Source organism: Planctomycetia bacterium, from assembly GCA_015200345.1.
Taxonomy (GTDB): Bacteria; Planctomycetota; Phycisphaerae; order UBA1845; family UTPLA1; genus PLA3.
In genome coordinates this window covers 2,441,599-2,455,089 of record CP054187.1, presented here as the reverse complement: position 1 = coordinate 2,455,089, position 13,491 = coordinate 2,441,599, and the positions used below count along the sequence as shown (strand labels likewise).

13 protein-coding genes are annotated in these 13,491 nt (G+C 62.3%); 4 read left to right on the top strand and 9 right to left on the bottom strand.

Annotation, left to right across the window (positions count from 1 at the left end; genetic code table 11):
• Position 1: 1 nt before the first annotated feature.
• Together HRU71_10045 and HRU71_10040 are read right to left on the bottom strand one after the other, a co-directional pair.
• On the bottom strand, positions 2–949 hold the full coding sequence (locus HRU71_10045) for a substrate-binding domain-containing protein (GenBank protein QOJ03801.1): 948 nt from the start codon (positions 947–949) through the stop codon (positions 2–4).
• A 127-nt stretch (positions 950–1,076) separates the two neighbouring features.
• The gene (locus HRU71_10040) at positions 1,077–1,577 is read right to left on the bottom strand and encodes a nucleoside deaminase (protein QOJ03800.1); all 501 of its coding nucleotides are present in this window, start codon (positions 1,575–1,577) and stop codon (positions 1,077–1,079) included.
• Positions 1,578–1,720: 143 nt separating this feature from the next.
• Here HRU71_10040 and HRU71_10035 point away from each other — a divergent pair, with 143 nt between their 5' ends.
• Entirely contained in the window at positions 1,721–2,938 is a 1,218-nt protein-coding gene (locus HRU71_10035) for a YgeY family selenium metabolism-linked hydrolase (GenBank protein QOJ03799.1), read from the top strand.
• Positions 2,939–3,029: 91 nt separating this feature from the next.
• Here the strand turns inward: HRU71_10035 and HRU71_10030 are convergent, their stop codons facing one another.
• From HRU71_10030 to HRU71_10020, 3 genes are all read right to left on the bottom strand, one after another.
• Positions 3,030–4,427: a hypothetical protein gene (locus HRU71_10030; GenBank protein ID QOJ03798.1), complete on the bottom strand. Its 1,398-nt coding sequence runs from the start codon at positions 4,425–4,427 to the stop codon at positions 3,030–3,032.
• A 664-nt stretch (positions 4,428–5,091) separates the two neighbouring features.
• On the bottom strand, positions 5,092–6,285 hold the full coding sequence (gene ygeW / locus HRU71_10025; GenBank protein QOJ03797.1) for a knotted carbamoyltransferase YgeW: 1,194 nt from the start codon (positions 6,283–6,285) through the stop codon (positions 5,092–5,094).
• Positions 6,286–6,295: 10 nt separating this feature from the next.
• A complete protein-coding gene (locus tag HRU71_10020) occupies positions 6,296–6,901 on the bottom strand; it encodes a flavin reductase family protein (GenBank protein QOJ03796.1) in 606 nt (201 codons plus the stop codon).
• A gap of 36 nt (positions 6,902–6,937) precedes the next feature.
• Between HRU71_10020 and HRU71_10015 the strand changes: the two genes are divergently transcribed.
• On the top strand, positions 6,938–8,515 hold the full coding sequence (locus HRU71_10015; protein ID QOJ03795.1) for a glycosyltransferase family 39 protein: 1,578 nt from the start codon (positions 6,938–6,940) through the stop codon (positions 8,513–8,515).
• Positions 8,516–8,524: 9 nt separating this feature from the next.
• Here the strand turns inward: HRU71_10015 and HRU71_10010 are convergent, their stop codons facing one another.
• The 4 genes from HRU71_10010 to HRU71_09995 form a co-directional block, all read right to left on the bottom strand.
• Entirely contained in the window at positions 8,525–9,703 is a 1,179-nt protein-coding gene (locus tag HRU71_10010; GenBank protein QOJ03794.1) for a hypothetical protein, read from the bottom strand.
• A gap of 5 nt (positions 9,704–9,708) precedes the next feature.
• Positions 9,709–10,302, bottom strand: a complete 594-nt coding sequence (locus HRU71_10005) for a PH domain-containing protein (protein ID QOJ03793.1) — start codon at positions 10,300–10,302, stop codon at positions 9,709–9,711.
• Positions 10,299–10,841: a hypoxanthine phosphoribosyltransferase gene (gene hpt / locus HRU71_10000; GenBank protein ID QOJ03792.1), complete on the bottom strand. Its 543-nt coding sequence runs from the start codon at positions 10,839–10,841 to the stop codon at positions 10,299–10,301. Before hpt ends, HRU71_10005 begins: the two co-directional genes overlap by 4 nt.
• Positions 10,842–11,001: 160 nt before the next feature.
• Positions 11,002–11,250, bottom strand: coding sequence for a hypothetical protein (locus tag HRU71_09995; GenBank protein ID QOJ03791.1), 249 nt, complete (start codon positions 11,248–11,250; stop codon positions 11,002–11,004).
• Here HRU71_09995 and HRU71_09990 point away from each other — a divergent pair.
• Together HRU71_09990 and HRU71_09985 are read left to right on the top strand one after the other, a co-directional pair.
• The gene (locus tag HRU71_09990) at positions 11,249–11,731 is read left to right on the top strand and encodes a hypothetical protein (GenBank protein ID QOJ03790.1); all 483 of its coding nucleotides are present in this window, start codon (positions 11,249–11,251) and stop codon (positions 11,729–11,731) included. The genes HRU71_09995 and HRU71_09990 overlap by 2 nt on opposite strands.
• Before the next feature lie 310 nt (positions 11,732–12,041).
• Complete coding sequence (locus HRU71_09985; GenBank protein ID QOJ03789.1) at positions 12,042–13,466, top strand: anion permease; 1,425 nt, start codon at positions 12,042–12,044, stop codon at positions 13,464–13,466.
• The last annotated feature ends 25 nt before the right edge of the window (positions 13,467–13,491 follow it).

Genomic DNA, 13,491 nt, shown 5'->3' with positions numbered 1-13,491 from the left:
ATCAGGGCGTGTCCTTGGTAAAGACGCCGACATCGACGGGAATCACCGCGGCCGGCGTTCGGCCGCTGAAGTGATCGTGAATGGCTTGAATGGTCAGCCTTCCGATTTCGCGCGGGTTCTGGATCACGTCGCCATAGATCGCGCCCTGTTTGATCTTCGCACGCGCCTCGGGCGTCGCGTCGTAGCCGACGATGGTGACTTGGCCGAGCTTGCCGGCGGATTCGATCGCCGCCAGGGCGCCGAGGGCGCAATCATCGTTGATGGCGAACACGCCGGCGAGGTCGCTATGTGATTGCAGCAAATCTTCCATCACACGCACGGCTTTATCGCGCTTGCCGTCGGCCGACAGCTCCGCGGCGATGGTGATGCCGGGCGTGGCGGCGATCTGCCTGCGAAAGCCGTCGACGCGCGCGCTGACGCTGGCGACTTCCGGGTGTGAGAGGATGGCGACTTTGCCCTTGCCGCCCAGGGCCTGGGCCATCAGGTCGGCGGCCTTGCGCCCGCCGGCGACGTTGTCGGAGGCGATGTGCGAGACGACCTTGCCGAGCGGGGAGGTGCTGGCGATGTCGGCGGTGAAGACGGGGACGCCGGCGTCGTTGGCGGCGCGGATGCTGGCGCCGACGCTGCGTGAATCGCAGGGGCAGACGACGATGGCGTCCAGCTTCTGGACAAGAAACTCGTCGATCTGGTTGGCCTGCCGGGCGGCGTCGAATTCGCCGCTGGTAATACGCAGCGCATAGCCGAGGCTTTTCGCTTCGTCTTCCATCCCGGCGCGCAGGTCCTGGTAGAAGGCGTGCTGGACGGTCAGCAGCGAAACGCCGATGCGCTTGGCGGATGTTTGTGCGCCGCCCGGACGACTGCTCGCCGCATTACCGCTTGCGTCAGGCTTCGAGTCGCAGGAGAGTGCAAGAAGCAAGACAGCCAGTAACGCGATCCTGATTCGCTGCATGGATTGATACCTCGTGGAACAAACTCAACACTGTCTTGCATGTCGTCGGTGCCCGCTCGCTGGTGCTCGGGGCTAAGATTTCGGCGGATGCCCTTTCTGCATTCTTAATTCTACATTCCAATGGGCTTCAATATACTCGATGCCCCGTGTGTGCCAGCCATTCGTCAAACAATTTCGCGCACTCGGACTGCATGATGCCCGGAACGGCCTGTACGCGGCTGTTGCCGATGCGATAGACCTCGCCGATCGGCAGGGTCAGCTCGGTGAACCCCGCGCGCTGGGCGTCGGCGATGGTCGCACCGTAATACACCGCGTCCAGTTTGCTCCAGTGAATCGCCGCTGCGCACATCGGACACGGCTCACACGTTGAGTACATCACGCAGCCCGACAGGTCGATGGTCTTCAGGGTCGCGGCCGCCTTCTGGATCGTGACGATCTCCGCGTGGGCCGTCGGGTCGGTGCGATGCCAGACTTCGTTGTGCGCCGCGACGACCAGTTTGCCCTCTCGCACGACGACTGCGCCGAACGGACTCTGCCCGCCGGCGATGCTGGTCCGCGCCTGCTCGATGGCCAGGCGCATCCATTTCTCATGCCCGTTGCCGCACATCGTTCGCTCGTTGCCGCTCATGGGCGGCCATTATAGTATGAACTGCTCCAGAAACCCTCTCCCCTCGGGGGAGAGGACAGGGTGAGGGGATCACGCGTCGGAATCGAAGGCCTCCCCCGATACTCGCTCATCACGAGGTCGTTCAACATCAAGGAATCACATTCATGCTCGACTTTTCCGCGATTCGCAAACAGGCAGCCAGGTATCAGCCCGCCATGGTCAAGTTTCTCCGCGACATCGTCGCCATTCCGTCGCAGACCGGCATCGAAGGTCGGGTCATCGCGCGGATCCGCCAGGAGCTGAAAAAGGTCGGCGCGTATGACAAGGTCTGGACCGACAAGTTCGGCAATCTGCTCGCGAAGATCGGCAGCGGTAAACGACTCATCGCCATTGACGCACACGTCGATACCGTCGGCGTCGGCAATCCCTCCGAGTGGAAGCATGACCCGTACAAGGGCAAGGTCGCCAAGGGAATCGTGTATGGCCGCGGGGCGGGCGATCAGAAGGGGGCCGTGCCGGCGATGGTCTATGCAGGGCGGATCATCCGAGACCTGAAGATTCCCACGAAGGATTACACGCTGCTGCTCACGTTCACCGTAGCGGAAGAAGATTGCGACGGGCTGTGCTGGCAGTACCTGGTGAAGGAGGGCGGCATCCGGCCGGAGGCGGTCGTGGTGACGGATTCGACCAATTGCAGAATTCTGCGCGGCCAGCGCGGGCGGATGGAGATCGGCGTCACCGTGCGGGGCAAATCGTGTCACGGCTCAATGCCGCACAAGGGCGACAACGCGGTGTATAAGATGGCGCGGGTCGTGCGCGAGATCGAGGCGCTGAACACGCGATTGCGTGATCACGCTTTTCTCGGCAAGGCGACGATCACCGTCAGTTACATCGACTGCAAGACGCCCAGCCTCTGCGCTGTGCCGGACCAGGCGTACATCCATCTCGATCGGCGGTTGACGGTCGGCGACACCAAGGCGTCGGCCATCGCCGAGGTGAAGGCGGCGATGAAGAAAGCGGGCGTCGCCGGCGAGGTGAAGATCGTCCGCTACGACAAGCCGACCTACACCGGCCTCGTCTATCCGACGGAGAACTTTTTCCCAACCTGGTGCGAGGCGGAAAATGCCCCGCAGGTGGCGGCGGCGGTGGACACCTACGCGGCCCTGTTCGGCGAGCGGCAGAAGCCCGGCCGCTGGACCTTCAGCACCAACGGCGTCTCCATCGCCGGGTTGTACGGGATTCCGTGCGTCGGCTTCGGCCCGGCGCCGGAGGCGGTCGCCCACACGGTGAACGACAGCGTGCCGATCGAGCATCTGGTGAAATGCGCGGCGTTTTATGCGGCGTTTGCGAGTGTGTATTGCCAGCGCAAGGCAGGGAAGTGAGTCGCCTAGTCAGCATTGAACAGCCGCTTACAAGGTTGGTTGGGTTGCGGACTTGCAGTGAAACTCTCATTCATTCCACAACTCGATGCTTCTATGGTCTAGTGGACGATGCAGCGGCCGATGTCGGCTGCGATCGGATTGTGGCCTGCTTTTGAAGCAGAAGCGGCTCAAGCCGCGCTTTGAGCCGATCAAAAATCGCGCTCACCGGCTGAAGCAGTTTATCTTGTTGTGCCTGCACGGCAGCGAGTTCCTTGGAAGACGGATCCAGCGTGTTCTGCCGCGATTCAAGCTTCTCCAGTTCCGGCCGGTGTTTCTCCAAATAGGCACGTGCTTCTTTTCGACAATCGTCCAGAATACCCCTCGCCGCCGTACGCTGCTTTTCATTCGCTTCGTGACGGATGCACCACCTTCGAACGTAGGCTTCCCATTCGTTCGGATCGGTCGGCACGCCTTTCAGTCCATTCAATCCTGCGTCATCGTACCACCAGGCGGGATAGCGATAATGATCTGCCTTTTGGCGCCCGGCCAGAGTCGTATCAACGCTCTGATTTGCAGGTGGACGCTTGGTCTCTAACCATTCTTCCCGTGAAACAGGTGAATTGCCGTTCCAGACTCGCACGTCACGACGCCCGCCCGATGGGGATCCCACAAAAGTGCCTTCCGGGATTTTGAGCATGTCAACCGTCAAGGTGCGCGGGTGATGTTCCTTGTCCAAGGACGCTTCCAGCAGCTCATACTCGGCCCGTAGCACTTCGTCTTTTTTCCCCTCTCGCCATCCTGTGAATGCGCACGGAATCCAATGGCCGTCAATCCGTTTGTAGGTGGTTTCCCCTTTCCCCCACGTGCGAGGAGCCTGATCCTGCAGCGCAACTTCAATAACGATGCTGACTACGACATCATCCCGACTAGGATCAATCGTCCAAACCCATCTCTGGCGATGCTTGGGAGCTTGCTTTACGTCAAAGTCCCTTTCGGCAACAACTTGTGTAAAGTGGCCGCTCTCCTGAACTCGCCAATGCCCCGGCGAAGGAAAGAACTGCTTCCAGTTCTCAATCATCACCGACGGATCAGATATCAGCGGGAATGGCTCAAAGCCTATTGTGCGAATATCCAAGGCCGTTGCCTCGGCCGGCGTTTGCGAGGTCGCTGAACCGCTCCCCTCCTGAAAATACCAGGCGCTGCCCGAACTTCGATCAACCAACTCAAGCACCGGAGCGCAAGCGCCCCGCATCCCCAGATTGGGCAGCCCGGTGTGAGCACTGTACGTAATAATCCCATCGTCATCACCCCGGTCGATGACCATGTACGAAGCGCCCGCAATCCGTGATTCGAAATTGCGAAAATTGTCCCCCCAAGGCCCGACCAGCTTCAACCTATATCGCATCTCGGCCGTTTGAAAGGATCGCCTCAACTCCAACGAACGGCGCAGCGCATCCGGAACTTGTGCTTGAAGGCCCTCCGCCAAACTGCACAACACGACAATGGGCATAACGAAAGATCGCATAGGCCCCTCTTATTGATACAAATAGCAACAAGGTTCAGGGTACGAAGCCCAATATCCATAGACATTCCATGTTTGGAGCGATAGGTTTCCAGAACACTGACTATTTGTAAAACAAAACCCAAAAAGTCCCGTCGGAACACAGAATAGTACTCGCCCGCAAGCCTGCCACTCCAAAGCAAAGCAAAACCCGGCACAACCAACCGAGAAGCAATCGATGATGTCATTCGGGGGATCGCTCGCAAACCGAAAGAACGACCAATTCGTCACTTTCAACCCATTAAGACAGCCAAGGTCAACACAAGAACAAGGGGTGTCATCGAAGCAATAGGGTTGCCCGACTCTTTCGTATCCGCAGCTTGTACCTTGTGGGCAGGGGCAAGGATGATCCGCTCGAAGGCCAATTGATGATGCAATAGAGCAGATAATTATCAGCACGAACACATTTCTGCCTCGAATTGCCATGCAACACCTCCCGCTTGGAAGGAGGGTCCAGAATTATCCCTTTTCCAGAGTCGTCCATTTAGACGACAGGCCCAATACTACCCCCCTCCCCCCCCGCTATGTCAATACTTTTTGGGTGTTCGCCTGGTAAACCGCGGCTGGTACCTTGCTTTAAATAATTGTCTACGCTGCACTTAAAAATGCGATATTACATGCGTCTTAACTTTCGTGTGCTCGCCAGCGAGCCGAGCACCGTCGCGGGATTCTCAAACCGTGTCAGCAGGATCATCGCCGCGATGATGAACGGCTTGTACGACGCCTCGCGGTAGGTCGTCAGGCGATAGCGCTCGAACACGTCGGCCGAGACTTCGCCCTCTTTGCATGAGACACCGGTGATGTCGGCCGGCAGGCAGTGCATGTAGAGCGCCTTGCCGCCGCGCGTGAGGCTCATCAACTTGTTGGTGCACTCCCAGTTCTTGAACTTCGCGTTGTTGGCGAGCGCCTCCTGCTCGAGCGCCTTGAGTTTGTCGCTCTGTCCGCCGCGCAGCAGCCGCGTGCGCTCTTCCATCACGCGGAACGGCGCCCAGCTCTTGGGATAAACCACGTCGGCATCGCGAAACGCCTCGGCCATGTCGTGCACGCGGGCGAAACTGCCGCCGCTCTCCTTCGCGTGCCGCTCGGACACCTTCAGCGTGTCGCCGATCAGGTCGTATCCCTCGGGATGGGCCAGCACGACGTTCATGCCGTATCTCGACATCAGTGTAATAATCGCCTGCGGCACCGACAGCGGCTTGCCGTACGACGGGCTGTAGGCCCAGGTCATCGCGATCTTCTTGCCACGCAGGGCCTCCAGCGAACCGAACGTGCGTTTCAGGTGCAGCAGGTCGGCCATCGCCTGCGTCGGGTGGTCTTCATCGCATTGCAGGTTCACCACGGCTGGTCGCTGCGGCAGGACGCCCTCGCGAAAGCCCTCGTCCACCGAGTGCGCGACTTCCTTCATGTACTTGTGGCCCTCGCCGAGAAAAATGTCGTCGCGGATGCCGATCACCTCGGCGAGGAAGGAGATCATGTTCGCCGTTTCGCGGACGGTTTCGCCGTGCGCGATCTGGCTCTTGCCTTCGTCGAGGTCCTGCGGGGTCAGACCCAGCAGGCTCGCGGCCTTGGCGAAGCTGAACCGCGTGCGCGTCGACTGGTCGCGGAAGATGCTCACGGCCAGGCCGCTCTCGAACACGCGGCAGCTCGTGCCCGCGCGATACAGCCCGTGCAGCGCCTCGGCGGCGGACAGCACGGCCGTCAGCTCCGGCTGGGTGTGGTCCCAGGTGCGGAGGAAATCCTTGTTATAGAATGATGTCTTGATGTCGCCCAGCTTGCGGATCAACGCGTCAACGGTTTCTTCGGACATGCAGGCCTCGCTAATAGGACAACCCATTTTTCCGCAGATGCACGTACGGTTTGGCGCCCTCCGCGCCGCCGTCGGCATCGATGATCTCTCCCACGTACAGCCAATGATCGCCGGCGTCGACCTTCTGCCGCACCGCCACACTCAAACGCGCGATGCGGCCGGGAATCGCCAGCCCTCCGGGAACCGACTCGATCGCCAACCCCGCGAAGGCATCGTCTTCCAACGCGAAACCGCGGCCGAAATGCTTGAACATCGCCGACGGGTTCTCGCCGAGCAGATTCAGCACGAATTGCCGCGATTCGTCGATGAGCGCTACGGCCGGGCGGCCCTTCTTCACGCCGACCGATACCATCGGTGGCTCAAAGGCGGCCTGCTGCACCCAGGACACGAGCACGCCGGTACGTCGATCGCCCGCGACGACCGTCAGGATCGAGCAGCCGCTGGGGATTCGACCCAGCGCCCGGGCGACGTGTTCCTGTTCCGAAGCATCGAATGCCATGAAGAACCCCTCCGCGCCGGGCGCTTCGCGTTCCGTGGCGACGACGCGGGTAATCCGGCTTATTCTAACCGCGCAGCGCGACGCGACCAGCACCGGGCCGCACGCCGAAGCCGGCATCGAGCTGCTTGCACCTTTCGGAGGCTTCGAACGCGATTGACACCGCACCTGACCGCATCGACCTGGCGACACGTTGCTGCGATTGTGCTGCTGGCGGCGCTGGTGCGCGTTCACGCAGCGTCGCGGTTGGAGTGCATCAGCCGCGACGGCGTGCACTTTGTGGAGTTCGCGAAGCAACTGGCGGCCGACCCGGTCGCAGCGATGAAGGGCACGTCGAAGCAGCCGGGGTATTCGTATCTGCTACTGGGCGCGATGCGAATGCTCGGCGGCGATTCGACGTCGAAGGATCCGCAAACGTGGCTGCGCGCGGGGCAGATGGTGGCCGTGCTGGGCGGGGTGGCATCATGCGTACTTGTCTACTTTTTGACACGGCGATTGTTTGATCCGCTGCTGGCGGGCATCGCCGGGTTGTTCGCCGCGCTCTGGCCGCAGGGGGCGGAGTTGTCCGGCGACGTGCTCTCCGACATGCCGCACCTGGCGCTGTACCTTGCGGCGCTGTTGGGGGGGCTGCGCGCGCTCGAGCATAGCGACTGCATGCGGCGAATGACCGGGTGGGCTGCTGCGTGCGGCGCGATGGTGGGGGCGGCGTACTGGCTGCGGCAGGAGGCGCTGGGCGCCGTGATCGCCGTCGGGGCGGGCCTGGCACTCGGATCGAAACGCGGACGGCGTGGGCGCGCCGCAATTGCGGCACTTTCTATCTTCGTGACCTTCGGCGCCGTCGCCAGCCCGCCGTCACTGATTACGGGCAGCGTGATGCCTAATAAAAATCTGAGAGACCTGCTGCTGGGTGAGCCGGCTGGTTCATTATCGGTGAACAGTCCGTTCGGAGCCTTCGTACTGGCCGAATGGCTGCCCTGGTACAAAGCCCCGGGGCGCATGGCCGACGCATGGGGCGCGAGCGGAAAATACATTCTCTCGACGCTTGTCGTCATCGGATTGTTTCTGCGCAGCGCGCCGCGCGCTCGCACAACCGGCGCAAGACTGGTTGGCATGGCGATCGGGTTGCAATTGGTCGCGGTGCTCCTACGCGTCAAGACATACGGCGAGATCAGCTCCCGCTACATGGTCATTCCGGCGGCGCTCACGATTCCGTGGGCAGCCGCCGGATTTACGACACTCGTCTCACTTGTCGCCGCGCGATGGCCACCGCATCGCGCCCCGGCAGTAATTGCCGCAGCCTTGCTCGTCGTCCTCGCGCCGCTGGCGTGGTTCTGCACGCGGCCGATCCATGCCGACAAGGCGTGCCTGCGCGAAGCCGGACAATGGCTTGAGCAGAACGCCGGCAGGGATGCCGTTGTCATGGCACATGACCGGCTGGAACAACTCATGTTTTATGCCGGTCGCTTCAAGGGCGATCCGCGCTGGATCGTGGCGGGTTCCGCCGGGGCGCCCGACGCGCCGGTCAAGCCGGCCGCGCTCCTGAACGAACTACGGGCAACGCTGGCCGATCGACGGTCGCAATGGCATGTCGAGGTGACACGAACTCGCCGCTGGAGCGATGCCGAGGACGAGGCGTTCTTCCTCGAACTGCGCGGCGGGGCCATGCCGCTGCGCGTGGTGAAGCGGTTCAGCACCGGCAAGCACGATGTCTTTGTCTTTGAAGCAAACCGGTGAATGGATCGCCTAATCGCCGGACTTTTCCGCACCGGAGACCGTTGCCGTTTGCGGCAACCGCGTCCGCTGGGCGCTGGTCAGCACGTCGGCCGCGAGGCGTTCTTTCATGCGCTGGAACAGGTCGCCGATGGGCGCGAGGTTCTTGTTCAGCTCGGCCGTGAGCGCCGTCTTTGCGGCGGGGTTTTTCTCATTGGCGATTCGCGTCTCGTATTGCGCGATCACGTTGCGCCGGCTCTCACGATAGCGGATCGCCTCCTGTTTAGCCGTCTTGAGAATCGCGTCGGCCTTGGTGCGCTGCGAGGCGTCGCACTCGAAATAATCGCAGAACCAGCGGACGTATCGTTCCCATTCGTTCTCGTTGTTCGCGAAGCTCGGATCCTTCCAGTTCTGATCCGTTGAGGCGTTGGCGCCGCTGCGCTGGGCGATCTCCTGCATCACGCCCGCATGGATCGGATCGTTCTGCAAACCCCAGTCGGCCGGCGACCATTCGCCTTTTTTCCACTTGACGACCATTTTCTCAACGTCACGATGCCGCTTCAGCAGCGCGTCCATATCCCGCTTCAGGATGCGGCGCTGCTCTTCGGTCATCGTGCGCTCCAGCCGCTGGGTCAGTTTCTTGACTGTTTCAAGCGAATCGTTGAGCATCGGCTCAAGGCTGCTGGACCAGCGCTGCACCTGCTCGGGCGTGAACGGCTGATCACTCGCGCGGGTCTTGGCGACCTCCAGCACAACGGGCACGATGTCCTTGAAGTGACGCGCCATCAGCGCCATGCTCTCGCGCTGCATCTCGTTGTTCAACAGAATGCGCTGATCGTGCGTCAGGCTCAAACGGCCCTGCAATCCGTTCAGGAAGATTTCCTGCCGTTCGCGCGCCTGCCACGGAGGAATCTGGCCGACCTCGCGCAGCAGATTACGTGCAAACTGGTCCGGCTCGCTGTTCCATCCGTTCTGGCGGAACATCTCATCGGTCGCCTGCTCCATCACCTGGTACTGGCGATCCCAGCCCATCGCCTTGGTCGTCTTGACAATGTCCTCGGCCTCTTTGAGCTTCTCGCCGCCGAGCGAACGAATCAGCCTGCGTTGTTCTTCCGGAATCTCGCCATCCTGCCCCTCCTGCGCGCGAACAGCCGCGCACCATCCCACGACACTCACAACCACCGCCATCAGGATGTTTGTATTTGGCTTCATACTGCTTACAGCGCTCCGCCGTTGCGATCCTGCGCCTTGCGAATCGCCGCCACGACCTGCTCATGCACTTCGAGCGGCCTCGCCACGATGCGCCACAAGGTCGACCCGCCGCCCGCGGCCGCCGCCGTCATGAACACCAGCGTGCCGGTGCGCGTGAGCCGCTCGGCGAGCGTCAGGGACAGGTACATGTTCTGGATCTTCTTCAATCGGCATTCGAACAATTCGACGTGAAACACCCCGCGTATCCGCATCAGGCGATGGTTGGTCAGAACGTACAGCGTCGATACCCATTCGAGAATCGCCCAGCCGATCCGCAGCACAGCGGCCCACGCGCCGGCGCGAAGGAAATACCATTGAAACTCCGGCGGGCTCCATTCGCTCATGCCCAGGGCCATCAGCCCGATGCCGGTGAGAATCCACCGCATCGACACGAGCGGAACAAACCACATCGACGGCTTGATCGCGAGGATGACGATCTCGCCACCGTCCAGCAGGTGTTCGGGCACGACGGCATGCGAGGTGAGTTTGACGGCGTTGCCCTCGGCGTGAATCTTCACGTCGCGCACGGGCGAACGGGGACGATCCAGCGTCGCGGTCATGCGTACAATTCCGGGCGAAGCACGCCGATGTCCGGCCAGTTTCGATATTGCCCGTCATAATCCAGTCCGTAGCCGACAACGAAGACATCCTCAATCTCAAAGCCAACGAAATCGGCGTTCAGGTCTTTCGGGGCTTTGGCCGTCTTGCGCAAAAGCACGCAGCTTCGCAGGCTGGCGGGGTCGCGTGCGGCGAGCTGCCGCGTCACCTCGCGCAGCGTATGACCGCTGTCGAGAATGTCGTCCACGACCAGAACGTGCCGCCCTGCAATGTCCTCGTTCAGATCCTGCACAAGATGCGTCTCGCCGCCGGTCGTCGTCGCGCCGCGGTATCGGCTGACGGTCATCAATCCGAGCTTCATCTTGAACGGCAGGCATCGGATCAAGTCGGCGAGGAAGATAATCGAGCCGGACAGAATGGCCGCGATGACCAGTTCTCCGGACTGATCGCCATACACGCGGGCGATGTCGCGGCCCATCTCCTGCACGCGCTGCTGAATCCGCTCACGCGGAATCAGGATCTTCGCGAGGTCGGATTCCATCGGGACATTGTAGCCGCGCCGATCAGGCCAACAACGCCGTCGGCCCGAGCGCAAAAAAACAGGCCGGATTCCGCCTTCTGTTGACGAAACCCGGCCCGCATGGATCACACATCACTCACGGCTGAACTCGGCGTCGAGCTCCGCCGCGCGTTGTGCGGCCTTACTCCTTGCAGCAGGACTCGGCCTTGGCCTGGTCGCAACCGGCCGTGGCCGAGCAGTCGCACTTGCTGCAATCTTCGCAGCCGGCGCAATCGCCACCGCAGGCGCAATGGCAGGCATCGCCGCAGACCGCGGCGCACTCGTCGCCGCAGCAGCAGTCGGACTTCGCCGCCGTGCTAGACGGCGCGAAGGCAAAGGCCGTGGCCACGAGCCCGCACAGAACAAGCGTCAGAACGAAAAAGCGCTTCATGGAAAAACTCCTTTGTGTCAAAAACCAGATTCATCCTGCGCGGCGGCGCACCCGCGCCCCGCGCGTTAAAACATACAACTGTAGAAACAATGAATGGGTTGCAACGCCGGCGCGGTCGAAGGGCGCGCCGGCGCGGATGAATCAATTCAGCCAGACACAAAGGGATGCCTGCCGGTCGCAGGCCGATCTGTATTTCAGCGGAAGGGTACCTGGATCGAAATCGGCAAGTTGCGTCTCCACGCCCGAAAGCGACAGGCCTGCAAGAATCGCCGGCACGGCGGCGAACTTCGCTTTGACCAGCTCGGTCGAGGTCGGTGACGACGGAACGGCCGGTATCGGTTCGGCTGGAGATGACCGTATGCAACAGACGCAGGTCTTGAGAAGACGGCGCCCCTCCTCCGCTTTCACCATGACGGAGCAGACAACCGGCATCGCTCGCGCCACCGGCACAGTTGTCTTTTTGGCACAGCAGGACGATTGAAGTTTGACGGCTTGGCGCGGCGATCGAGCGGCGGGTTTGCAGCAGAGACAGCCCCGCGGCGAGGTCTCGCACTTCATCATGCCCGGGCAATCGGCGCAGGCCTGCGCCCCGAGCGGCGATACGAGCATCCCAAGCGTAATCAAGAGCCGAAGCGTCATGTCTTTCAGGCGTATTATAGCGGCAAAGTCCGGGCCATTTACAAGCTTCCTCCGTAAATCAACCCAACCCGTTTCCGCATAACGATTTGCGCCGATTTGGTGTCCGCCGTCGAGGCCCGTACCATCGGAGCCGGTTCGACTTGCAGCGAAAAATGACCCGACGCTATCAACTCATCATGATCGTTCTCGCCAGCGGCGCGTTCGCCCTTTCGAACGCCGTGCCGTGGCACGAGAGCGCGGCGATTCGCAAGTCGGCCGGTCTCGTTGCGGCGACGCTGATTCTGTGGATCTCCGAGGCCGCGCCGCTAGGCGTGACGGCGCTGGTTGTGCCGATCCTCGCGACGTTCGCCGGATTGCTGACGTGGAAGGACGCGCTGGCCGCGTGGGGCGATCCGGTGGTGTTTCTTTTTCTGGGGACGTTCCTGCTGGCGCGCGCGCTGGAAAAGCACGGGGCGTTTGACTGGCTGATGTCGGGTCGGGCCCTGGCGGGAGCGCGCAGCGCGCGGGGCCTGGCGATCGGGGTGCTGCTGCTGTCGGGCGCGATCTCGCTGGCGCAGAACAATACGGCAGTCTGCGCGATGCTGCTGCCGATCGTTGCCACTCTGGCCCGGCGCACGGCCGCACCGGCTGCAGCCCTGCTGGCCCTCGCATGGGGCAGCACGTTCGGCGGCATGGCGACGCCGGTCGGCACGGCGCCAAACTTCATCGGCTACGCGGCGATGAAGAAGATCAGCGACGACGTGAGCTTTCTCTCGTGGATGAAGGTCGGCGTGCCGGTCTGGCTGGGAGCAACGCTGATCGGCTGGGCCGTGCTGGCGTTCGTGCGGCGTCGCGGCTCGCCGGGCACCATATCGCCGCTGGTCGTCACCGACGTCGGACCGGTGCTGGACCATGCCGCGCGTGGCGCGGCGCCCGCGTGGCAGGCCGGTGCGCGGCGACTGGCACTGGGAGCATTCGCCGTGGCCGCCCTGGTGTGGCTGGGCAGCGGGGTGATCATCAGCCTGACGCGCGAGGCCGATCCGATCAACGCGTGGGTGAAGGCTTATCTGCCGGAATCGCTCGTGCCGATGGGGGTGGCTTGGGCGCTGTTTCTGCTGCGTCCAGCGCCCAATTCACCGGCGGTGCTGGATCGGCACGATTTTCAGGCGCTGGACTGGGACACGCTCTTCCTGATCGCCGGCGGGCTTTGCCTCGGGCGCGTGCTGGAGTCGAGCGGAGCGGCGGAGGCGCTGGCGGGGGCCGTGAGTGGCACGAATCTGTCACCCACGGTTCTCACCCTGCTGGTCGCCGGCGCCACGGTGCTGCTCTCCGAGTTGACGAGCAACACCGCCACGGCCTCGCTGATGGTGCCGGTCGCGGGCTCACTCGGAGCGGCCATGGGGCTGTCACCGGTTCAGGCGACGTGGCTGGTGGCGCTGTCGGCGAGCCTGGGGTTTGTCCTGCCCGTCTCGACGCCGCCCAACGCGCTGGTCTACGGGACGCGGCTCATCCCGCTGCGCACGATGATCTTCACCGGTCTTGCAGTGGATGCGTTGTGTACGGTGTGGCTGGTGTGTTGTATTCGATGGTTTTCGTAACGTGCCCAGCATCGGGTGGGCAAGT

Bases quoted from the DNA above. Each gene is read 5' to 3' on its own strand.
- HRU71_10040 (QOJ03800.1), bottom strand. From the start codon at position 1,577: ATGAGCGGCAACGAGCGAACGATGTGCGGCAACGGGCATGAGAAATGG.
- HRU71_09985 (QOJ03789.1), top strand. From the start codon at position 12,042: ATGACCCGACGCTATCAACTCATCATGATCGTTCTCGCCAGCGGCGCG.
- HRU71_10005 (QOJ03793.1), bottom strand. From the start codon at position 10,302: ATGACCGCGACGCTGGATCGTCCCCGTTCGCCCGTGCGCGACGTGAAG.
- ygeW (QOJ03797.1), bottom strand. From the start codon at position 6,285: ATGTCCGAAGAAACCGTTGACGCGTTGATCCGCAAGCTGGGCGACATC.
- HRU71_10010 (QOJ03794.1), bottom strand. From the start codon at position 9,703: ATGAAGCCAAATACAAACATCCTGATGGCGGTGGTTGTGAGTGTCGTG.
- HRU71_10020 (QOJ03796.1), bottom strand. From the start codon at position 6,901: ATGCCGGCTTCGGCGTGCGGCCCGGTGCTGGTCGCGTCGCGCTGCGCG.
- hpt (QOJ03792.1), bottom strand. From the start codon at position 10,841: ATGGAATCCGACCTCGCGAAGATCCTGATTCCGCGTGAGCGGATTCAG.
- HRU71_10035 (QOJ03799.1), top strand. From the start codon at position 1,721: ATGCTCGACTTTTCCGCGATTCGCAAACAGGCAGCCAGGTATCAGCCC.
- HRU71_10045 (QOJ03801.1), bottom strand. From the start codon at position 949: ATGCAGCGAATCAGGATCGCGTTACTGGCTGTCTTGCTTCTTGCACTC.
- HRU71_09995 (QOJ03791.1), bottom strand. From the start codon at position 11,250: ATGAAGCGCTTTTTCGTTCTGACGCTTGTTCTGTGCGGGCTCGTGGCC.
- HRU71_09990 (QOJ03790.1), top strand. From the start codon at position 11,249: ATGGAAAAACTCCTTTGTGTCAAAAACCAGATTCATCCTGCGCGGCGG.
- HRU71_10030 (QOJ03798.1), bottom strand. From the start codon at position 4,427: ATGCCCATTGTCGTGTTGTGCAGTTTGGCGGAGGGCCTTCAAGCACAA.